Annotated in this window: 13 protein-coding genes; 2 read left to right on the top strand and 11 right to left on the bottom strand. The window is 65.3% G+C overall.

The features are described from left to right. Position 1: 1 nt before the first annotated feature. Genes glgB through HU230_RS23255 form a run of 3 tightly spaced genes read right to left on the bottom strand, consistent with a single transcriptional unit; the run spans position 2 to position 7,411 of the window. Complete coding sequence (gene glgB, locus HU230_RS23265; RefSeq protein WP_176529686.1) at positions 2-2,149, bottom strand: 1,4-alpha-glucan branching protein GlgB; 2,148 nt, start codon at positions 2,147-2,149, stop codon at positions 2-4. Then, positions 2,146-5,451: a maltose alpha-D-glucosyltransferase gene (gene treS / locus HU230_RS23260; protein WP_176529687.1), complete on the bottom strand. Its 3,306-nt coding sequence runs from the start codon at positions 5,449-5,451 to the stop codon at positions 2,146-2,148. Before treS ends, glgB begins: the two co-directional genes overlap by 4 nt. A 10-nt stretch (positions 5,452-5,461) precedes the next feature. Then, positions 5,462-7,411, bottom strand: a complete 1,950-nt coding sequence (locus tag HU230_RS23255; protein WP_176529688.1) for an alpha-1,4-glucan--maltose-1-phosphate maltosyltransferase — start codon at positions 7,409-7,411, stop codon at positions 5,462-5,464. A 203-nt stretch (positions 7,412-7,614) separates the two neighbouring features. Here HU230_RS23255 and malQ point away from each other — a divergent pair, with 203 nt between their 5' ends. Together malQ and HU230_RS23245 are read left to right on the top strand one after the other, a co-directional pair. Further along, positions 7,615-9,561 carry a 4-alpha-glucanotransferase gene (gene malQ, locus HU230_RS23250; protein WP_176529689.1) on the top strand — a complete coding sequence of 649 codons (1,947 nt, stop codon included), beginning with the start codon at positions 7,615-7,617 and terminating at the stop codon, positions 9,559-9,561. An 18-nt stretch (positions 9,562-9,579) separates the two neighbouring features. Then, positions 9,580-11,388, top strand: a complete 1,809-nt coding sequence (locus HU230_RS23245; RefSeq protein WP_176529690.1) for a glycoside hydrolase family 15 protein — start codon at positions 9,580-9,582, stop codon at positions 11,386-11,388. A gap of 42 nt (positions 11,389-11,430) precedes the next feature. Here the strand turns inward: HU230_RS23245 and HU230_RS23240 are convergent, their stop codons facing one another. The 8 genes from HU230_RS23240 to HU230_RS23205 all read right to left on the bottom strand — a co-directional run bounded on the left by HU230_RS23240 (position 11,431) and on the right by HU230_RS23205 (position 20,214). Further along, positions 11,431-12,237: a Cof-type HAD-IIB family hydrolase gene (locus HU230_RS23240; protein WP_176529691.1), complete on the bottom strand. Its 807-nt coding sequence runs from the start codon at positions 12,235-12,237 to the stop codon at positions 11,431-11,433. Continuing rightward, a complete protein-coding gene (locus tag HU230_RS23235) occupies positions 12,234-12,722 on the bottom strand; it encodes a gluconokinase (RefSeq protein ID WP_420840893.1) in 489 nt (162 codons plus the stop codon). Before HU230_RS23235 ends, HU230_RS23240 begins: the two co-directional genes overlap by 4 nt. Before the next feature lie 54 nt (positions 12,723-12,776). Next, positions 12,777-13,529, bottom strand: coding sequence for a 6-phosphogluconolactonase (gene pgl / locus HU230_RS23230; RefSeq protein WP_207832015.1), 753 nt, complete (start codon positions 13,527-13,529; stop codon positions 12,777-12,779). Positions 13,530-13,531: 2 nt separating this feature from the next. Then, on the bottom strand, positions 13,532-15,025 hold the full coding sequence (gene zwf / locus HU230_RS23225; RefSeq protein WP_176529692.1) for a glucose-6-phosphate dehydrogenase: 1,494 nt from the start codon (positions 15,023-15,025) through the stop codon (positions 13,532-13,534). A 20-nt stretch (positions 15,026-15,045) separates the two neighbouring features. Then, a complete protein-coding gene (gene gnd, locus HU230_RS23220; RefSeq protein ID WP_176529693.1) occupies positions 15,046-16,029 on the bottom strand; it encodes a phosphogluconate dehydrogenase (NAD(+)-dependent, decarboxylating) in 984 nt (327 codons plus the stop codon). Positions 16,030-16,040: 11 nt separating this feature from the next. Further along, the gene (locus HU230_RS23215) at positions 16,041-18,887 is read right to left on the bottom strand and encodes a bifunctional transaldolase/phosoglucose isomerase (protein WP_176529694.1); all 2,847 of its coding nucleotides are present in this window, start codon (positions 18,885-18,887) and stop codon (positions 16,041-16,043) included. Positions 18,888-19,105: 218 nt separating this feature from the next. Then, entirely contained in the window at positions 19,106-19,555 is a 450-nt protein-coding gene (locus tag HU230_RS23210) for a DsrE family protein (protein WP_176529695.1), read from the bottom strand. A 41-nt stretch (positions 19,556-19,596) separates the two neighbouring features. Then, positions 19,597-20,214, bottom strand: a complete 618-nt coding sequence (locus HU230_RS23205; RefSeq protein WP_176529696.1) for a hypothetical protein — start codon at positions 20,212-20,214, stop codon at positions 19,597-19,599. Positions 20,215-20,304: the final 90 nt, after the last annotated feature.

Here is a 20,304-nt window from a genome sequence, read left to right as displayed (position 1 = left end):
ATCAGCTTTCCGGTACGAGAAAGATCGCAGCCAGCGGCGGAATGGTCAGGCTCAGCTCGGGCGTGGCGCCCTCCGAGGCACAGACCTCGCCGATATTGCCGACATTGGTGCCGCCGTAATGGGAGGAATCCGAGTTGAACACCTCGTGCCACTTGCCCGCGAACGGCACCCGGACGCGATAGTTGCGGTAGACGTTGGGCGAGAAGTTCAGGACCACGAGGCAGCGGGCGCGCGCATCATTGCCCTTGCGGATCCAGCCGAACACGTTGTTGCTGGCGTCGTCGGTGATGACCCATTCGAAGCCGGCCTGGTCGCAGTCGAGTTCGTGCAGCGCTGGCAGCGCGCGATAGAGCCGGTTGAGGTCGCGGACCAGGTTCTGGATGCCGCTATGCCTCGGCTGTTGCAGCAAATGCCAATCGATCGAGTGGTCGTGATTCCACTCGCGCTCCTGGCCGAACTCGCAGCCCATGAACATCAGCTTCTTGCCGGGATGTCCGAACATGAAGCTGTAATAGGCGCGCAGATTGGCAAAGCGCTGCCAGTCGTCGCCGGGCATGCGGCCGAGGATCGAGCGCTTGCCGTGCACGACCTCGTCGTGGGACAGCGGCAGGATGAAGTTCTCCGAGAAGGCGTAGTGCAGGCCGAACAGGATGTCGCCGTGATGGAATTTGCGGTGGATGGGATCCTTGCCGATATATTTCAGCGTGTCGTGCATCCAGCCCATGTTCCACTTGTAGCCGAAGCCGAGCCCGCCATATTCGACCGGCCGCGACACCTGCGGCCACGCCGTGGATTCCTCCGCCGCCGTCATCGCCTGCGGGAAGTGTGCGTAGAGTTCGGTGTTGAAGCGGCGCAGGAAGTCGATCGCCTCGATGTTCTCCCGGCCGCCATATTTGTTCGGAATCCAGCCGCCGGCGGGACGGCTGTAGTCGAGATAAAGCATGGAGGCGACGGCATCGACGCGCAGCCCGTCGATGCCGTAGCGATCGAGCCAGAACAGCGCGTTCGACACCAGGAAGTTGGTGACCTCGGTGCGCCCGTAATTATAGATCAGCGTGCCCCAATCGAGGTGACGGCCCTGCAGCGGATTGGCATGCTCGTAGAGTGCGGTGCCGTCGAAATTGCCGAGACCGTGCGGATCGTCGGGGAAATGCCCGGGAACCCAGTCGAGCAGCACGGCAAGCCCTGCGCTGTGGCAGGCGTCGATCAGCGCGGCGAAATCGTCGGGCGAGCCGAAACGGCTGGTCGGCGCGAACATCCCGGTCGGCTGATAGCCCCACGAGCCGTCGAACGGATGCTCGGTGATGGGCAGGAATTCGATATGGGTGAAACCCATATCGCTGGCGTAGGCCGGAAGCTGTTCCGCCATCTCGCGATAGGTTAGCCACTCATTGCGGCCCTTGCGGCGCCACGACCCGAGATGGACCTCGTAGATCGACATCGGCGAGCTCAGCGCGTTGACGCGATTGGGCGCCGGGCGCGGATGCGGGATCTTGCGCTCGTCGATCACGATCGAGGCGGTCTTCGGGCGCAGCTCGGCGGCGAACGCCAGCGGATCGGACTTCAGCGGCAAATGCTGGCCGTTCCGCCCGATGATCTCGAACTTGTAGTGATCGCCGACGCGTGCGCGCGGGATGAACAGCTCCCAATAGCCCGGGCCGCGTACCCTCATCGGATGCCGCCGTCCGTCCCAGAAATTGAAGTCGCCGACCACGCTGACCCGCCGCGCATTGGGCGCCAGCACCACGAAGCCGATGCCGTCGACGCCGTCGAGCGTCATCGGATGGGCGCCGAGCGTGTCGTAGACGCGCAGATGCGTGCCTTCGCCGAGCAGATAGAGATCGAAATCGCTCAGGATCGGCGGAAAGCGGTAGGCATCCTCCAGTTCGACGACGTTGTCGCCGAAGCGGGCGCGGAGCTGGTAGCGCGTCGAGCCGTTCGGCAAGGGACCCGCGAACAGGCCTGCGTCATGGATTTTGGCCAGCGGCGCCGCCTCGCCATGCTCGCCGATCGCCTCGACATTGCTGGCATCAGGCAGGAAGGCGCGCACGACGTTGCGATCCCCCTCGGCGTGGAGCCCGAGATAGTGGAAGGGATCGGAGTGGCGGCCCTCGATGATGGCATAGGCCTCGGCGGGCAGTTTGGTCATGCAACCTCATGCGGCTGTTGGGCCAGGAGTCTCAACAGGCCAGTCAGTGGGACGCGGAGCCAATCCGGCCGGTTGGCCAGCTCATACTCGATCTCGTAGAAGGCTTTCTCAAGCAGGAAAAAGTTGAGCAGGCGATCGGCCGCCCTGGCGTCGGCGGGCCACAGCCGCTGGCCGGCCATGGTCTCGCGATAGGCCGCCAGCAGGGCATCCGCGGCCTGGTCGCGCCAATCGGCCAAAGCGAGGCTCAGCCTGCCGCTCTCGTCGGGCGCGACCTTGAGGGCCCGTTCCAGCGCGACAGTCGCCGCGTAATCGATCGAGCGGATCAGCCCGGCGACGTCGCGCGCCGCCGGCGCCTTGCGGCGCCGCTCGGCGATGGTGCGGCCTGGTCCGCCGTCGAAATCGATGATGAAGACGTCGTCCCTGACGACGAGCAACTGGCCGAGATGCAGGTCGCCGTGATGGCGGATGCTGAGCCCGTCGGTCTCACGTGGCAGCAGGGCCTTGAGCCGCTCCGGCAGCATGTCGTGCTGGGCCTGCAACTGATCGGCCAGCAGCCGGTCGGCCTCTTTCAGGGAGCCGCGCCGCTGCTTCAGCGTGTCGAACACGCGTTCGGCGCGCGCCATGATCTCGTCGCTCCAGCGCTGCAGGTCTTCGGGCCTGGTCGGTTCGGGCGCGAAATCCGGCAGGTCGCGGTTGCCGGCGAGCGCGATGTGCAGCTCGGCGAGACGTTTTCCGCCGTGCGACAGATGGCGCAGATAAGTCGCATGATCGCCGTTCTCATCGGGATTTTCGCTCGCTGCCAGCAGGCGCTGCCGCTCGACGAGGCGATCGAGGTGCGCAGCGGCCACGGTCCAGAGGTCGCCCTGGTTGACCACCATGGCGTGCAGCACCGCGATCGCGCTGCGATTGTCACCCTCCACCAGTTCCGAAGTGCCGAGCAATGCCGGTGTGTTGGGGAAATTGACCACTTCGGTGAGGAAGCGGCCCATCTCGATCTCCGGATTGATGCCGACCTCGAGCTTCCGGTAGATCTTGGTGACATATTCGTTGTCGACCAGCGCGGTCGAATGCGGCTGATCGTTCTCGAAGACGCGGATCCGCTCGGGCTGCCGGACCGGGCGGTCGGAGAAGCGGCTGGTCGGCCGGAATTCGAGCTTCAGGCCCTGTTCGCCCTCGTCGACCGTGAGGTTTTCCCTGAGATTGCGCAGGAACAGGCCGGTGAAGATCTGGTCGGTGGCGACATCGAGCAGCGTGCCCTCGCGCGCGCCCTGACGGATCGCGGCAAAGGCGCGCGGGTTGTAGCGCTCGCGGTCGAAGCGCACCCATTCGATCTGCATCGGCAGCACGTAGCGGCTGGTGGTGCCGCGCTCCGTGGTTTCGAAGAAGATCAGCCAGGGCCGGTTGTCACCGATGTCGCAGAACGGGATCGCGGACACCAGCGTCGGCTGGATCGCTTTCGCGGAATGCTCCGGGTACCAGCGCGAGCGGGCGAGATGGCCGGGCAGCACGTCGTGCTCGAACACGCCGCGCTCCCGCGCCAGCGACGTCCAGGTCGAACCGAGCGGCACGACCAGCGTCTCGAACTCCGGCACCGCCCGCGGCTTCACCGGCTCGGACTTGTCGCGCTCCTGCAGCTGGAACCAGTAGAAGCCGTAGGGCGCCAGCGTGATCATGTACGGCAGCTCGCCGATCGCCGGGAAGCGCGTGCGTCCGAGCATCTCGAGCGGAATGCGGTCCTTGAAGGCGGAGAGGTCGAGTTCGGTGGCCTGCGCCGAGCGCGACAAATTGGCGACGCACAGGATTGCCTCGCCCTGGTACTGCCTGACATAGGCGAGCACCGAGCGGTTCTCGGGGCGGATGAAGGTCATGGTGCCGCGCCCGAAGGCAAGCGTCGACTTGCGCACCGCGATCAGCCGCTTTGTCGCCGACAGCAGCGACGACAGGCTGCGCGATTGCGCCTCGACATTGACGGCCTCATAGCCGTAGACCGGGTCCATGATCATCGGTGCGTAGAGCCGCGCCGGGTCGGCGCGCGAGAAGCCGCCGTTGCGGTCCGGCGACCATTGCATCGGCGTCCGCACGCCGTTGCGGTCGCCGAGATAGATGTTGTCGCCCATGCCGATCTCGTCGCCGTAGTAGATGATCGGCGTGCCGGGAAACGACAGCAAGAGCGAGTTCATCAGCTCGATCTTGCGCCGGTCGTTGTCCATCAGCGGCGCAAGGCGGCGGCGGATGCCGACATTGATGCGGGCGCGCGGGTCGTTGGCATAGGTCGACCACAGATAGTCGCGCTCGACGTCGGTGACCATTTCCAGGGTCAGCTCGTCGTGATTGCGCAGGAACAGCGCCCACTGGGCGGCTGCCGGAATGTCGGGCGTCTGCCTGAGGATGTCGGTGATCGGAAAGCGGTCTTCCTGCGCGATCGCCATGTAGATGCGCGGCATCAGCGGGAAGTGATAGGCCATGTGGCATTCGTCGCCATGGCCGAAATATTCCTGCACGTCCTCCGGCCATTGATTGGCTTCGGCCAGCAGGATCTTGCCCTTGGCATAGGCGTCGAGTTCCTGGCGCAGCCGTTTGATGATGGCATGCGTCTCCGGCAGGTTCTCGTTGTTGGTGCCGTCGCGCTCGCACAGATAGGGAATGGCATCGAGCCGGAAACCGTCGACGCCGGTATCGAGCCAGCGCTTCATCACCTGCACGATGGCGCGCACCACGCGCGGATTGTCGAAGTTCAAGTCCGGCTGGTGCGAGAAGAAGCGGTGCCAGTAAAACTGGCCGGCTTCCGGATCCCAGGTCCAGTTCGACTTCTCCGTGTCGGTGAAGATGATCCTTGTATCGAGGTATTTCTGGTCGGTGTCGCTCCAGACGTACCAGCTGCGCGCGCTCGAATTCGGCGGGCTGCGGCGCGCGCGCTTGAACCAGGCGTGCTGGTCCGAGGTATGGTTGATGACGAGCTCGGTGATGACGCGCAAGCCGCGCTTCTTGGCTTCCTGGATGAAGCGCTTGAAGTCCTTCATCGTCCCGAAATCGGGATTGATGTCGCCATAGTCGCCGATGTCGTAGCCGTCGTCCCGGCCGGGCGAGGGATAGAACGGCAGCAGCCACAGCGTGGTGACGCCGAGCTCCTGCAGATAGCCGAGTTTCTCGGTCAGGCCTGCGAAGTCGCCGATGCCGTCATTGTTGCTGTCGGCGAACGCCTTGACGTGCAGCTGGTAGATGATGGCGTCCTTGTACCACAGCTGGTCCGCGGTCTCGGTCGCGACCTTCTCCTGGCTATTGACGGAGGAGAATACGTTCATGACGGCTCCTTCAGGCGACACAGCGCAACAGCAACGCGGGATCGCGCGCAGGATCCAGACGCAGGCGGATGCCTCCCCATTCGAGCGCATGACGCTCGCCGGTGACAAGGTCTTCCACGGCCGTGACGGGGCGGCGGGCATCGCCACGGCCGACCATGACGTCGCCGAACGGTAGCCAGACGTCGCGGGGCTCGGACGATAACGCAATCGCGGCCGCGATCACATTGCCCTGATCGGCCGCCTCCTTGACGAAGCCGATCACGCCGCCGTCATCGACATTGATAAAGCGCAGATCGGCGAATTGTTGCAGGGCCGGATTGCCGCGCCTGATTTCGTTGAGGGCCGCGATATAGGGCTTGATGTTCCCGGCCTGATCCCAGTCGCGAACCCTGATTTCGTATTTCTCGGAGTTGAGATATTCCTCGCGGCCGGGGACTGGCGTGTGCTCGAGCAGCTCGAAGCCGCTGGTGATGCCGTAGTTGCTTGAAAGCGTCGCGGCCAGCGCGAGACGCGACTTGAACATCCAGGATTCGCCGCTTTGCAGGTGGAAGGGCAGGATGTCAGGTGTGTTGACGAAGAAATTCGGCCGAAAGAAGTCGCGATCAGGATAGGATATCAACTCGCCGAGATACTGTTCGAGCTCGGAACGCTGCGTGCGCCAGGTGAAGTAAGTGTACGACTGCGTGAAGCCGAGCTTGGCGAGGCCCTTCATCAGTTTCGGCCGCGCGAAGGCCTCCGAAAGGAACAGCACGTCCGGATCGCGGTCCTGCACCTCTCGGATCAGCCATTCCCAGAACGCCAGCGGCTTGGTGTGCGGATTGTCGATCCGGAAGATTTTCACACCCTGTTCGACCCAGAACAGCACCACATCGCGCAGCGCGCGCCACAGCGCTGCGGCATCCTCGGATCCGAAATCCGGGCTGACGACATCGTTCCAGCGCTGCGGCGGATGTTCGGCCGTGCGCATCGATCCGTCCGGACGCCGCTTGAACCATTCCGGATGCGCGGTGAGCCAGGGATGATCGGGCGAGCATTGCACGGCGAAATCGAGCGCAGCCTCGAGGCCATGGGCTTGGCATGCCGCCACGAAGGCGCGGAAGTCGTCGAGCGTGCCGAGCTCCGGATGGACCGCGTCGTGGCCGCCCTCGGCCGCACCGACCGCGTAGGGGCTGCCGGGATCGCCTGCCTGCGCGTTGGCGGCATTGTTGCGGACCTTGCGATGCGTCCGTCCGATCGGGTGGATCGGCGCCAGCAGCACGACGTCGAAGCCCATCGCGGCGATATCGGGCAGCCGCGCGATACAGTCGTTGAAGGTCGCGTGCAGGCCCGGTGTCTTGCCCTGGCTGCGCGGAAACATCTGGTACCACGCGCCGCTGCGCGCCCGCGGCCGGTCGGCGGTCAGAGGATAGAGCTGCGATCGCATCAGGTCGCGGCGAAACTGGCTGTCGGCCATCGCCTCCCGCAATTCCGGTGCGAGCAGCGCGCCCGGCTCGCCGGTCTGCAGAAAGATTTCGCACTGCCTGATGATGATTGCGGCCGCGGCCGGGCCACCGGCCTGCGCCCGGGTCAGCATGCCCGCACCTTCGACGGCATCCAGCGTGTGGTCGCCACCGTCGCGCTGCTTCTGCTCGAAGCGATGCCGCCAGCTGGCGAATTCGTCGGTCCAGGCCTCGATTGCGAAACTGTAGCGGCCGGGCCGGTCGGGCACGAAGGCGCCGCCCCAGCGGTCGTCGCTGTGCGGCGTCATCGGTGCGTGTTGCCATTCGCCGTCGCCCTCATGTCGCCACACCAATGCCGCTGCGATCACATCGTGTCCGTCACGGTAGATGTCGGCCCACACCTCGACAGGTTCGCCCGCGATGCGCTTGACCGCAAAGCGGCCGCCATCAACCGACGGATAGACATCGGTAATATGAAAAGTGCCGTGGGCACTCTCGACAGGCCGGGCGGTTTTGTTCACGGTGATGCCGCCATTGAATAGGCAAATGAAGTCCCGGCGCCGGGAAGGAGGCACGCCAGACCCATATAGAAAGCCGCTCGCCGGGCAATGGTTCCCGGTGGGAACGCCGGATAGGGTAGAGCGTTGAACATCAACTATCCCTTTCCCGTATCTGTACAATTTAGCAACGATCCCAATACCGTTGCGAGCAAGCAGCGTGCCGAATGGACCTTTACGCCAAAGCCCAGACCCTGGGAATCCAGACCGAGTATATCGATGGTAGCGGTCACCGCCGTGTGACAACCCCTGAGGCGCTGACGGCGATCCTCGCGGCGCTGCCGCCCCAGGCGCCGCGTCGGATGATCGCCGATCCCGTGGTCGTCAGAGGCGGCCATGGCGGACAGACGCAGCTCGCCGAGGCGGCCCGGCTTCCGGTGCAATGGAAGCTCACCAACGGCACGACAGTGCTCGCGCAAGGCGAGGCGCATGAGCGGAGTGTGACGTGGCCGTCGGGCCTGCCCGAGGGCGTGCACCGGTTGCAGCTGAAGGACGCCTCGGGCAGCGAGGAGCTGCCGTTTCTGGTGGCGCCGGACGGCGCATTCGGCGGCGCGTTCGACCGCTGCTGGGTGATCGCGGTCCAGCTCTATGGCGTGCGGTCCGCGCGCAACTGGGGCATCGGCGACTTCACCGATCTGCAGGGCCTGCTCGAATTCGCCCATCGGCTCGGCGCCGACGGCATCGGGCTCAATCCGCTGCATGCGCTGTTCGACGATCGACCTGGCGATTGCAGCCCATACTCGCCGAACAGCCGGCTGTTCCTCAACGCGCTCTATATCGACGTCGCGAAGATTCCCGAATTCCGCGCCGATGCCGAGACGCAAGCCGCGCTGGCGCAACTCCGCAACCGTGACATGGTCGACTATGTCGGTGCCGCGGCGCTGAAATGGCCCGCGCTTCGCGCGGCCTTCGCGGCCTTCAAGGCCAATCCCGGCCTCGGCCGCTGGCAGGATTTCGAGGCCTATCGCAAGGAGCAGGGCGTGCTGCTGTCGCGCTTCGCCTGTTTCGAGGTCATGCGGCACAAATTCAGCACGCCGTGGTGGGAATGGCCGGACGAGTGGCGGCAGCCCGACGATACGGCGTGCGCGAAATTGCGCCGGGCGCGCGACACCGCCACTGAGGTCGAATTCGTCGAATTCGTGCAATGGACGGCGGACCGGCAGCTCGGCGCCTGCCAGGCGCTCGCGCACAAGCTCGGCATGCGGGTCGGACTCTATCTCGACGTCGCCGTTGGCGTGCAGTCGGATGGCTTCGACGCCTGGAATGAGCAGGTCGCGATCTCGCGTCATCTCGGCGTCGGCGCGCCGCCTGACCCGCTCAACACCGCGGGTCAGGACTGGGGGCTTGCCGGCTTCAATGCCGCGGGCCTCGAGCAGCGCTCGTTCGAGCCGTTCAGGCAGATGCTGCGCGCCTCGATGCACCACGCCGGCGCGATCAGGCTCGACCACGCCTTCGGGCTGAAGCGGCTCTATCTTGTGCCGCGCGGCTTCGGCCCGGCTAATGGCGCCTACGTGCTGATGCCGTTCGAGGCGCTGCTGGCGGCGACCGCGCAGGAGAGCGTCGCGAGCCGCTGCGTCGTGATCGGCGAGGACCTCGGCACCGTGCCCCCGGGGTTCCGCGAGCAGATGAACGGCTGGGGCATCTGGTCCTATCTCGTGATGATGTTCGAGACCGACGACCAGGGCGCCTTCCGCAACGTCGACTACTATCTGCCGAATGCGCTGGTGACGTTCAACACCCACGACCTCTCGACCTATGCCGGCTGGCGCTCGTTCAGCGACCTCAAGACCAAGCGCGCGCTCGGGATCGATCCCGGCGAGACCGACCAGGGGCGTTGGGATGCGCTCGGCCATCTCGACGACGTGCTGCGCCGTCACGACATCCACCACAATGATTTCTATTCGGTGGTGAACTTCATGGCACGGACGCGGTCGCGGATGATGGCGGTTTCGATGGAGGATTTGCTCGGCATCGTCGAACAGCCGAACATCCCCGGCACCGTCTATGAGCATCCGAACTGGAAACGGCGGCTGCCGGTCTCGATCGAGCATCTCGCGTCGGCGATCGATATCGACGCGCTCAAGCGTGCAACCCGCGAGCGGTCGCACGCCTGACAACGCGGAGCACGGCGCGTGGCCTCTCGTATCGAAGACTATGGACTGATTGGTGATTGCGAGACCGCAGCGTTGGTCGGCCGTGACGGCTCGATCGACTGGCTGTGCTGGCCGGCATTCGATTCCGACGCCTGCTTTGCGGCGCTGCTCGGCACGTCGCGGAATGGCCGCTGGCTGCTGGCGCCGGCCGGGGAGGTCCGACAGACCTCCCGCCGCTATTGGGACGATACGCTGATCCTCGAGACGCGGTTCGAGACCGAGGATGGAGTGGTCGCGCTGATCGACTTCATGCCGCCGCGCGGCAATGCCTCCGACGTGGTCCGCCTGGTTCGCGGCATCAGCGGCCGCGTCAAGATGCACATGGAGCTGGTGATCCGCTTCGGCTTCGGGGTCGATGTCCCCTGGGTGAAGAAGAACCCGGACGGCGACGGACTGTTGGCGATCAGCGGGCAGGACATGACCGTGCTGCGCACGCCGGTTAAGACATCGGGCAAGGACCTGACCACGATCGCCGATTTCGAGATCGGCGAGGGCGACACCGTGCCGTTCGTCCTGACATATGGTGCGTCGTATCAGCCGGTGCCGGGGTCGATCGCCCCCGAGGCAGCGCTGAAGGATACCGAGGCATACTGGAAGGAATGGTGCAGCCGTTCGACCTATGACGGCAGCTATCAGCGCAGCCTCGTGATGCGCTCGCTGATCACGCTGAAGGCGCTGACCTTCAGGCCCACCGGCGGCATCGTTGCCGCACCGACCACGTCATTGCCGGAAAAACTCGGCGGCGCGCGCAACTGGGACTACCGGTTCTGCTGGCTGCGCGACGCCACCTTCACGCTGCTGGCGCTGATGAATTCGGGCTATACCGAGGAGGCGGCGGCTTGGCACAACTGGCTGCTGCGGGCCGCGGCCGGTGCTCCTGCCGACATGCAGATCATGTACGGCATCCTGGGGCAGCGGCGCCTCTTGGAATGGGAAGCCGGATGGCTGCCCGGTTATGAAGGCGCGCAGCCGGTCCGCGTCGGCAATGCCGCACATGCGCAGCTGCAGCTCGACGTCTACGGCGAGTTGATCGACGCCTTCCACCAGTCCCGCATGGCCAAGCTGAAACTCGATGATAAGAGCTGGTCGCTCGAATGCACCGTCGTCAGTCATCTCGCCGATGTCTGGGACCAGCCGGATCACGGCATCTGGGAGCGTCGCGGCACTCCCAGACATTACGTGTTCTCCAAGGTGATGTGCTGGGTCGCCTTCGACCGCGCCATCAAGAGCGCGGAGCGGTTCGGCTTCAAGGGGCCGCTGGTCAAATGGCGGGTGCTGCGCGAGGCGATTCATCGCGACGTCTGCCGGCGCGGCTTCGATCCTGGTCTCAACAGCTTCGTCGAGAGCTATGACTCAAAGCTGCTCGACGCCAGCCTGCTGCTGCTGCCGTCGGTCGGTTTCCTGCCGCCGTCCGATCCGCGCATCCGCGGCACGATCGCGGCGGTCGAGCGGCACATGATGCGCGACGGGTTCGTGCTGCGGCACGATCCGCGCGAGGTGTCCGACGAAATCCAGCCGATCGAGGGCGCATTCCTGGCCTGCAGCCTGTGGCTTGCCGACGCCCATGTGCTGGCGGGAGATCTCGACAAGGCGCAAACCATGTTCGAACGCGTGGTGGCGGTCGCCAACGATCTCGGGCTGCTGGCAGAAGAGTACGACTCCGGCGCCGGCCGGCAGACCGGCAACTTTCCGCAGGCGCTGACCCACATCGCGCTGATCAACACGGCGCACAATCTCAGCGCCGCCAGAGCCGACGCCCAGAAACCCGCGGTGCAGCGGTCGACTTGATCGTGGTTTTTGCTTTGCGCACGATCTTCTTAGAAAGCCGCCCTAACGGCCCATCGTCAGCACCGTGTCCATCGCGCGCGCGAAACCGTCGTGCTCGTTGGTTTCGGTGACATGCGTGGCGCGCGCCTTCACGTCGTCGCTGGCATTGCCCATCGCGAACGAGACGCCGCTTCTCGCAAACATCGGCAGATCGTTCTGCATGTCGCCGATCGTGGCGACATTCTCCAGCGCCACGCCGAGGCGCCTCGCGATACCCTCGACGAAGGTGCCCTTGTCGTGGCCGGGCGGGGTGACGTCGAGATAGTAGGTCTGCGAGCGGACCGCGGTCGCATCATGGCCGACCATCTGTTGCATCTCCGCCTCGCAGCGCTGCAGCAGAGGCGCATCCGAGCTCGCGCCGACGATCTTGCAGGCCTGGTCGAGATAGGGCGTGAAATCGCTGACGATAGTCGGATCATGCTTGATCGCGCGCTTTTCGTGCGCGTTGTACTCGCCGTCAGGATTTCGCGTCAGCCAGCGGTCGTTGGTGAACAGCCAGATGTCGACACCGCGCTCGCAGAGCAGGTCGACGCTGCGCCTGGCGACGGCAGGGGGAATCACATGCTGCTCGATCGGCTGCAATTGCGGATCGACGATCGACGAGCCGTTGAAGGCACCGATCGGCAGCGTGACCGCGAGCGGCGCGACCAGGAAACCCATTCCGATCGTCGGCCGGCTCGAGACGATGGTGAAGCCGATGCCGGCCTCATGCAGCCTGCGCACCGCGGTCAGGGCGCCGTCAGTCAGGGTCTTGTCCTTGGTGAGCAGCGTGCCGTCGACATCGGATACGACAAGGGCGATGCGGGTCATGAGCGGTCCAGTTTCAGTTGACTGACAATGTCTTCGACGATGGTGTCGACCGAACGGTCGATCGCAACCGTGATCGGGCGTTCGTCAGGCGTCGGCGGCTCCAGCGTCTTGAACTGGCTGGCGAGCAGGCCCGGCGGCATGAAATGGTCCTTGCGCGCGGCCAGCCGCGTGGCGATCAGCTCCTCTGTGCCGTCGAGGAAGACGATGCGGATGTCGTCGCGGCCGTGCACCAGGATGTCGCGATAAGAGCGCTTCAGCGCGGAGCAGGCGATAACGGCGCGCTCGCGGACGCCGCAGGTGCGGTCGATCTCATTGGCGATCGCGCGCAGCCAGGGCCAGCGATCCTCGTCGGTGAGCGGCTGGCCCGAATGCATTTTCGCGACGTTGCTCGGCGGATGAAAGCTGTCGCCGTCCTCGAAGCGCCAGCCGATCCTGATCGCGAGGCGGTCGGCAATGGTGCTCTTGCCCGAGCCGGAAACGCCCATCACGACCAGTGCGCAGGGGTTTTGCCCGTCACCCAAGAAAGTCACCCAAGAGCATCATCCACGAAAATCCTCCGGCAGCGAGGCCTGATCGATCAACCAGACGGTTTCGCCCAGCGATCGCGCGCGGTTTGCCGGCAGGTTCTCGCCTGCGAACAGGCGCGTCAAGATCGCGCGCTTGTTTTCGCCCGCCACCTCGAACAGCATCTCGCGGCAGGAGGCGAGGGCAGGCAGGGTCAAGGAGACGCGTGGCACGAACGGTTCGACATTGGCCTTGGGCACCCCGACCACCCAGCGCTGGGTTTCCTCGACCGTGGGATAGTCCGGAAACAGCGATGCGGTGTGGCCATCGGGCCCGATGCCCATCAGCACCAGGTCGAACAGCGGCCGCTTCGGATCGAGCTGTTCGGCGCCGTAGAAGGCCATCAGCTCGTTCTCGTACAGCGCCGCGCTGACGTCGGGATCCCTGAGATCGGCGGTGTCGGTTGCGATCGGATGGACGTTCGCGGCCGGAGCGCAGCGGTCGAGGAAGGCCTGGCGCGCCATGCTCATATTGTGCAGCTTGTCCTTGCGCGGCACCAGGCGCTCGTCGCCGATGAACCAGTCGATGCGATCCCACGGAATCCGCCGGCGATAGTCCGGTGTCGCCAGCAGCTGGTAGAGCGCCTTGGGGCTGGAGCCGCCGGTGAGGCAGATCGCGATCCGGCCGCTGTTCTGGTCGATCCTGGCGATCACCCGTTCGGCGGCGGTCTGCGCCAGTGCGGCCGGATCGGCCACCGTGATGATCTTGCGCTCGCCGCCCGTGGTCATGGTCAGCTGAGCTTCCGCCAGCTGCGGCCGTCGCGCGTCAGCAGCGCGTTGGCCGCCTCCGGGCCTTCGCTGCCGGCCTTGTAGGGTTGCAGGCCGCGCCCGCCGGCAGTCTTCCAGGCGTCGAGGAAGGGCTGCACCGCCTGCCATCCGGCCTCGACGCTATCGGCGCGCTGGAACAGCAAATTGTCGCCGATCATGCAGTCGTAGATCAGTGTCTCGTAACCGGTCGACGGCTCCGCCTTGAAGTAGTCCTTGTAGCGGAACTTCATCTCGACGCCGTCGATGTTGATGGCCGGGCCCGGCACCTTGGTGTTGAACTGCAGCTCGATGCCTTCGGTCGGCTCGGTCGAAATGACGAGGTAGTTCTGCGACAGGCGGTCGACCGCGGTATCGCGGAACATCGCGAACGGCGCCTGCTTGAACTTGATCGCGATCTCGGTGCGCTTGGTGGTCAGTGCCTTGCCGGTGCGCAGGTAGAACGGCACGCCGGCCCAGCGCCAATTGTCGATGGTCAGCTTCAGTGCCGCATAGGTCTCGGTCGAGCTGTCGGGCTTGACGTCCGGTGTCTTGAGATAGTCCTCGATCTCGGCGTCGCCGATCCGGCCGCCGCGATATTGGCCGCGCACCGAATTGGACAGCGCCTCCTGCGTGCTCTGGATCTGGATCGCGCTCAGCACCTCGGCCTTTTCCGAGCGCACCGCATGGGCGTCGAAGCGCGCCGGCGGCTCCATCGTCACCAGCGAGAGCAGCTGGAACAGATGGTTCGGCACCATGTCGCGCAGCGCGCCGGTGGCGTCATAGAAGCTGCCGCGATGGCCGACGCCGAGCTTCTCGTCGACGGTGATCTGGACGTGGTCGATGTGGTTGCGGTTCCAGATCGGCTCGAACATGCCGTTGGCAAAGCGCAGCACCAGGATGTTCTGGACGGTTTCCTTGCCGAGGTAATGGTCGATCCGGTAGATTTGGTGCTCGTCCATCAGCTTCAGCAGCGCTGAATTCAGCGCCCTGGCCGATGCCAGATCGGTGCCGAACGGCTTTTCGATGATCAGCCGACGCCAGGCGCCGTTCTCCTCCAGCATGCCGGTGCGTCCGAGCTGCTCGCTGATCGGCAGGAAGGCGTTCGGCGGGGTCGCGAGATAGAACAGCCGGTTGCCACCGGTGCCGCGGGCGGTCTCGAGCTTGTCGAGCCGTTCGTTCATGGCGTCGAACGAAGCGGGATCGCGCGGATCGGCCTCGATCGAGGTGACGCATTCGAACAGCCGCTTCGCGATCGCCTCGTCGACGGGGCGGGTGGCGAACTTGCGCAGCCCCTGCATCAGGCTGTCGGTCAGCTGCTCGCTCGACATGCCCTTGCGGACAATGCCGACCACGCAGAATTTCTCCGGCAGCAGATTGCCGGCGGCGAGATTGTAGAGCGCCGGAACGACCAGCCGGTGTGTCAGATCACCGGTGGCGCCGAAGATGATGAAGGAGCAAGGATCGGGTTTCTTCTGCACGTGACCTTCCGCGGTTCGCTTTAAGCCTTCTTCGGCGGCTCCTTGTGGCCGCCAAACCCTGCGCGCATCGCCGAGAGGATCTTCTCGGCGAAGGTGTGGTCCTTGCGCGAGCGGAAGCGGGTGTAGAGCGCCGCCGTCAGCACCTCGGCCGGCACCGCCTCGTCGACCGCGGCATTCACGGTCCAGCGGCCTTCGCCGGAATCCTCGACAAAGCCGGAGTAATTGTCGAGCGTGTGGTTCTGCGCCAGCGCCGAGGCCGTGAGGTCCAGCAGCCAGGACGGGATCACGCTGCCGCGCCGCCAGACTTCGGCAATGTCGGCGATGTCGAGATCAAAGCGATGGTCCGCCGGCAGCGCCTCGATATTGGCGTTCTTCAGGATGTCGAAGCCTTCGGCGTAGGCCTGCATCAGGCCGTATTCGATGCCGTTGTGGATCATCTTGACGAAATGCCCGGCGCCGATCGGACCGGCGTGGATGTAGCCCTGTTCGATCCTGACATCGCGCCCCTCGCGGCCGGAGGTGCGCGGGATGTCGCCGATGCCGGGCGCCAGCGTCCTGAAGATCGGATCGAGCCGGTCGACGACTGCCTTGTCGCCGCCGATCATCATGCAGTAGCCACGCTCGATGCCCCAGATGCCGCCGCTGGTGCCGACGTCGACATAGTGCAGCCCGCGCTCCCGAAGCGCCTTGCCGCGGCGGACGTCGTCCTGCCAGAAGGTGTTGCCGCCGTCGATGATGACGTCGCCGGGCTGCATCAGCTTCGACAGCGCTTCGATGGTGGCTTCGGTGATCTTGCCGGCCGGCAGCATCACCCAGGCGGTGCGCGGCGCTTCCAGCTTGAGCACGAAATCCTCCAGCGACGAGGAACCGGTGGCGTTGTCGGCGACCAGCGCCGCGACCGCCTTGGGGTCCTTGTCGTAGACCACGGTGGTGTGGCCGTTGCTCATCAGGCGGCGGACGATGTTGCCGCCCATCCGCCCGAGGCCGATCATGCCGAGTTGCATCCTGGCCTCCGTCAGTTCAGTGCGGCCGAGATCGCGGCATCGAGTGCCGCAAGCCCGGAGGTGAGATCGCCCTTGAGATGCACGCGCAACGCCCGCCGGCCGCGCTCGGTGAGGACGTCGAAATCGCCGCGCGCCTGCGCCGCCTTGATCACGCCGAAGCTCGCCTTCTGGCCGGGCACCGGAAGGTCCTTGCTGTCGTCGGTCGTGACCTGCAGGAACACGCCGCTGTCGGGCCCGCCCTTGTAGGCCTGTCCGGTCGAATGCAGGAAGCGCGGGCCGAATTCGGCGCAGGTCGCAAGGTGTTTCGCGTCGCGCACCTTCAGCCGCATCGCCTGCATGGCATCGATGGTGTCGCCGTCGCGCTCGATATAGGCGAGCAGGGCGACATAGTCGCCGCGGGCGGAGCGGGAGAGATGCGCCTTAATCCAGGAATTGAGGTCGCCATTGGCGCCGGCCTTGCGCAACTCCTCGGCGTTCTGCACGTCGGTGTAGAGCTCGACTCCATCCGCCGAGACCACCGGCTGCTCGGCCGGCAGCGATCCGGTTTTCTCGAACGCTGCGGTCAGCTCGCGGGTCTTGATCTTGGCGGCCTCGACGTCGGGCTGGTTGAACGGGTTGATGCCGAGGATCGCGCCTGCCACCGCGGTCGCGATCTCGAAGCGGAAGAACTCCTGGCCGATATGGTCGATCGATTTCATCACGATCCGGACCACGGGATGGCCGGCGGCCTCGAGCGCGGCGAGCTTGGCCTCATGCGCGGCGTCGTGCTCGCCCTCGGTGCGCAGGTCGACGAAGAAGCGGTCGTTGCCGTAGACCGCGGCGTCGCCGATGGTTTCGCCCTCGATCGGGATCAGGCCCTTGCCGTCCTTGCCGGTCGATTCCGCGATCAGCTGCTCGGCCCAGGCGCCGAAATCGGCGATCTCGGGGGAGGCGAAGATCGTCACCTTGTCGCGGCCTTCGAGCCCGGCGATGCCCATCGCCAGCCCGAGCTGGACGCCCGGGTTTTCCTGCGGCGGCACGTCGGCGCCGCAGGAGCGCACCATGGCGAGCGTATGACCGAGCAGGCTGCGGACGTCGATGCCTGCGGCCGCCGCCGGCACCAGGCCGAACGGCGACAGCACGGAATAGCGGCCGCCGATCGCGGGATCGCCGTAGAAGATACGGGCAAAGCCCTGCTTGATCGCGACCTTCTGCAGCGACGAGCCGGGGTCGGTCACCGCGATGAAGCGATGGCCGGCCTTGTCCTTGCCGATTGCCTTGGCCACCCGGTCGAAGAAATAGTCCTTCATCACGTTCGGCTCGGTCGTGCCGCCCGATTTGGAGGAGACGATGAACAGCGTCTTGGCGATGTCGACATACTCCTCCATCGCGCGCACCTGCGCCGGATCGGTGGAGTCGAGCACGTGCAGCCGCGGGAAGCCGGACTTGTGCGGGAAGGTCTGCGCCAAGACCTCCGGCCCGAGGCTCGATCCGCCCATGCCGAGCACAACGGCGTCGGTGAAGTTCTGGCCCTTCACGCGCTTGGCGAAATCCTCGTAGTCGGCGACGTCGGCGGTCGCGGCGCTGGTCAGCCAGCCCAGCCATTTGTCCTCGTCATCGCCGGTCCAGACCGACTTGTCCTTGTGCCAGAGCCTTCGGATCTTGGCCGACGCACGCCATTCCTCGGTGCTTTTCTCGACCGCCTTCTCGATGCCGGCGCCGAGCGCCAGCTTCTGATGGTCGATGCCGCCGCCGAGCGAGGTCGCGCGCTTGTGGGCGACCGCGCCGTACAGCTTGTCGGCCGCGTCGGCGAACAGCTTGACGCCGTCCTTGACCAGCTCCTCGGTGATCGCATCGAGCGAGATGCCGGACTTCTCGAGCTCCTCCAGCACGTGGCGGGCGTCCTCGACATTCTCCTCGAGGCTGTCGCGGACCTTGCCATGGTCGCGGAACGCATCGAGGGTTGCCGGCGGCACGGTGTTGACGGTATCGGGGCCGATCAGCTCCTCGACATAGAGCACGTCGCTATAGTCCTTGTTCTTGGTGCCGGTCGAAGCCCACAGCAGCCGCTGTGGCTTGGCGCCCTTGGCCGTGAGCTTGTCCCAGCGCGGGCCGGAGAACAGGCGCTTGTAGTCCTGGTAGGCGAGCTTTGCATTCGCGATCGCGACCTTGCCCTTCAAGGCCGCGAGCCGCTCCTTCTCGGACGGGTCGTTGGCGCGCGCGATCTTCTCGTCGAGCTGCTTGTCGACGGCGCTGTCGATGCGGCTGACGAAGAAGCTGGCGACGCTTGCCACATGGGAGGGGTCGCCGCCCTTGGCGACGTACTTCTCCAGGCCCTTGAGATAGGCCTCCGCGACCTGGCGATAGACCTTCTGCGAGAACAGCAGCGTGATGTTGATGCTGATGCCTTCGCCGATCAGATACTCGACCGCCGGCAGGCCCTCCGGCGTCGCCGGCACCTTGACCATCAGGTTCTTGCGGTGGACGTCCTTCCAGAGCCGTTCGGCCTCCGCGATCGTGCCCTTGGTGTCCATCGCGAGATAGGGCGACACTTCGAGGCTGACGAAGCCGTCGCCGCCATGGCTCTGGTCGTAGACCGGGCGCAGCACGTCGGCGGCGTGCTGGATGTCCTCGACCGCGAGGTGTTCGAACAGGTCGGCGACCGAGCGGTCGCCCTTCTTGAGGGCCTTGCCGATCGCCCCGTCATACTCGTCCGAGCTGCCGATCGCCTTCTCGAAGATCGAGGGGTTGGACGTCACACCTTTGACGCCGTCGGTCTCGATCAGCCGCTTCAGGTCGCCCTTGGCGACGAAGCCGCGGGCAAGGAAGTCCAGCCAGACGGCCTGGCGGTGATTTTCGAGTGCTTTGACGGGGTTCATGGGTGCCTGTTCTCGTTCGATCGAGGGTCGATTTTTGGGTTCCCGGGCAGCTTTCGGGGGTGGAGGCGGATTGTCAACATGGCTGGGGGCCCGGGCGGAATATCAGCATTCCCAAGGGATAACGCCATTCACAACAGTTCGATCCCCTCGGACGCCGGTGCGAGCAGACCCTGATCTCGGCACATTTTTATGACGCGTTGCGGGCGCGCGGCTGCGCGTCAGGGCCGCAGGTAGAGGTAGCCTTGGGATTGCAGCTCGGCGAGGCGGACCACGCCGCCGCGTTCGGCGGCAACGAAGCCCGGGAGCAGGTCGGCGAGGGTGATGTTCTGCGATTTCATGGTGTTGCCGCAGGCGGCGAGCGCGATGCCATCCTTGGTGAACTGGCCGACCTGCTTCGACAGGCCGGGATTGACCGCCGCCGAATGAAACGCCTTCAGCGCCTGGCCGTGCACCACGAGCGCGATCGTCACATTGCCGGGGCCGCCGACGCCGTCGAGGTGGTTCTGGATGTTGCCGATCACGAAATTGACCTTGTCGAGGTCGTCGAGGTGATAGACCACCTTCAGCCTTCCCGGTGGTGGGGTCTCAGTAGCCGCGTTCGCCCGTGACGCTGTAAAGGCAGCGCCGATCGCCGAGAGGGCGCCCCACAGGATGCTGCGTCGGTGCATGGCGTCCCTCCCGCAACGATTGTTGATCGGCGCAAAGCCTATCACTTGTGGCGGAGCGCAGCGAGTTCCTTGCGGTCGGTCACAAGTTCGGCGCATTGGCTCAAGTCAGCGCGATCGACGCGAAAGATCTTGTCGTCGGCGCCGGCGAGCAGCGCCTCGCCCGCATCGTCGTCGGGCTTGTTGCGATTCCACACCACGATGCGGCCAAGGCGCGCGATCGCGGATTTGTCGTCTTTCGACAACGCCACAGTGATACCGCCGCCCTCACAATCCACGCTGCATTCGAAGCGCATCTCGTGTCCGGATTCGGTCGCGACCGCGTGGTTGCAGTAGCCGCTGGAGTCGAAATTGCCGGGGCGGTGGCGGTAGGCGACGCCAAGCCGGAACGAGTAGTTGGTGGTCTTGTCCTCCGGCGCATCCTCGGCGGCGACGAGCAGCTTCATCGCGCTGACCTTCTGCTTCGGATGCTGCGCCAGATGATTTGCATCGTATCGCCGCACGAAGCAGGCATAGGCTTTCGCGCCGGGCGGGCCTGCGAACATCCTGTTGTCGAAGGCGGCCGCCTTGGCCTTGTCGACGCCTTCCTGCGCCTCGACGGTTAACGCCGCGCCGGCGCAGGCTGCGGCGGCAAGTGCGACAACAAGGAACGTCTGCTTCATGACCGCCTCGGGAATAGCCGGCGCCTCCAAGGTGTCATCTCTAATGCGCGGCAATGGTGCCGCGTGGAACTGCGCGGGCTCGTTGCCTTA

Source organism: Bradyrhizobium quebecense (genome assembly GCF_013373795.3).
Taxonomy (GTDB): Bacteria; Pseudomonadota; Alphaproteobacteria; order Rhizobiales; family Xanthobacteraceae; genus Bradyrhizobium; species Bradyrhizobium quebecense.
Note: the sequence above shows the minus strand (reverse complement) of the source record. Positions and strands in the feature narration are given on the sequence as shown.

Bases quoted from the DNA above. Each gene is read 5' to 3' on its own strand.
- glgB (WP_176529686.1), bottom strand. From the start codon at position 2,149: ATGACCAAACTGCCCGCCGAGGCCTATGCCATCATCGAGGGCCGCCAC.
- treS (WP_176529687.1), bottom strand. From the start codon at position 5,451: ATGAACGTATTCTCCTCCGTCAATAGCCAGGAGAAGGTCGCGACCGAG.
- malQ (WP_176529689.1), top strand. From the start codon at position 7,615: ATGGACCTTTACGCCAAAGCCCAGACCCTGGGAATCCAGACCGAGTAT.
- HU230_RS23240 (WP_176529691.1), bottom strand. From the start codon at position 12,237: ATGACCCGCATCGCCCTTGTCGTATCCGATGTCGACGGCACGCTGCTC.
- HU230_RS23235 (WP_420840893.1), bottom strand. From the start codon at position 12,722: ATGGGCGTTTCCGGCTCGGGCAAGAGCACCATTGCCGACCGCCTCGCG.
- pgl (WP_207832015.1), bottom strand. From the start codon at position 13,529: ATGACCACGGGCGGCGAGCGCAAGATCATCACGGTGGCCGATCCGGCC.
- gnd (WP_176529693.1), bottom strand. From the start codon at position 16,029: ATGCAACTCGGCATGATCGGCCTCGGGCGGATGGGCGGCAACATCGTC.
- HU230_RS23215 (WP_176529694.1), bottom strand. From the start codon at position 18,887: ATGAACCCCGTCAAAGCACTCGAAAATCACCGCCAGGCCGTCTGGCTG.
- HU230_RS23210 (WP_176529695.1), bottom strand. From the start codon at position 19,555: ATGCACCGACGCAGCATCCTGTGGGGCGCCCTCTCGGCGATCGGCGCT.
- HU230_RS23205 (WP_176529696.1), bottom strand. From the start codon at position 20,214: ATGAAGCAGACGTTCCTTGTTGTCGCACTTGCCGCCGCAGCCTGCGCC.